At 37.3% G+C, this 413-nt stretch carries 1 protein-coding gene; it reads left to right on the top strand.

Annotated elements, in window-relative coordinates:
* Positions 1-413: LysR substrate-binding domain-containing protein (locus SB717_RS33860; protein WP_410907184.1), on the top strand; the 413-nt coding region annotated here is incomplete at both ends.

The following is a 413-nucleotide window of genomic DNA, read 5'->3' as shown; positions in this document are numbered from 1 at the left end:
TATTATATATACATGCAAAGCAAATGCTCTCTCTTTACGAAGATGCTAAACAAGAAATTAATGAACTACATAACGTTGTAACAGGAACACTTCGTATTGGTGCTAGTTTTACAATTGGCGAATACTTACTTCCAAAAATACTGGCTAACTATGCGAATGAAAATCCACACGTCGAAGTTCATACTTTCATCTCAAATACAGAAGACGTTTTGCAAAGCCTTCGCTCTAATCAAATTGATATCGGCCTAGTGGAAGGACTAGTCGTATATGCCGACGTAGATGTTGAAACATTTATGCAAGATGAAATGAAGCTCGTCGTCCCGCCAAATCATCCATTACTCCGCACAAATGAAATAAATGAAAGTACACTCCAAGATCAAGTATGGGTATTAAGAGAAAGTGGTTCTGGTACA

The sequence above is a fragment of the Priestia sp. SIMBA_032 genome, from assembly GCF_046535215.1.
Taxonomy (GTDB): domain Bacteria; phylum Bacillota; class Bacilli; order Bacillales; family Bacillaceae_H; genus Priestia; species Priestia aryabhattai.
The sequence above is the reverse complement of the archived record's forward strand: the minus strand, read 5'-3'. Positions and strand labels throughout refer to the sequence as shown.